This is a genomic window from Oceanospirillum sediminis (assembly GCF_014164585.1).
In the GTDB taxonomy this organism is placed as follows: Bacteria; Pseudomonadota; Gammaproteobacteria; order Pseudomonadales; family Halomonadaceae; genus Oceanospirillum; species Oceanospirillum sediminis.
In genome coordinates this window covers 1-308 of sequence record NZ_JACJFM010000357.1, presented here as the reverse complement: position 1 = coordinate 308, position 308 = coordinate 1, and the positions used below count along the sequence as shown (strand labels likewise).

1 protein-coding gene is annotated in these 308 nt (G+C 51.6%); it reads right to left on the bottom strand.

From position 1 onward, the window contains the following. A partial coding sequence (locus tag H4O21_RS25215; RefSeq protein ID WP_182812768.1) for a tetratricopeptide repeat protein occupies nt 1-251 on the bottom strand: 251 nt, incomplete at its 3' end. Between the last annotated feature and the right edge of the window lie 57 nt (nt 252-308).

Below are 308 nucleotides of genomic sequence, written 5' to 3'. Positions count from 1 at the left end.
CAGCTGAACAGATCCGGTAATACCGCCTGTAGTGGCGATTTGGATGTTTCTGCGACCGGTTTAATCAGTCTTAGTTCGCCATCATCTGTCAGCTGCTTATGATCCGGATACTGTTCTTTCAACAGCTCCAGGGTCTGACGAGCCTGGTCTTCCATACCCAGATGCAGATACGCTTCGCCGAGTGAAGCCAGAGCATCTGCTGTTACCGGAGAGGTAGGGAAATTCTCCAGTGCATAACGGCTACGGTTCACTGCAGCCACTTCTCCGGTCTGCAGCCGGGGAAGATAAAAGTATAAATGCCAGGAGAC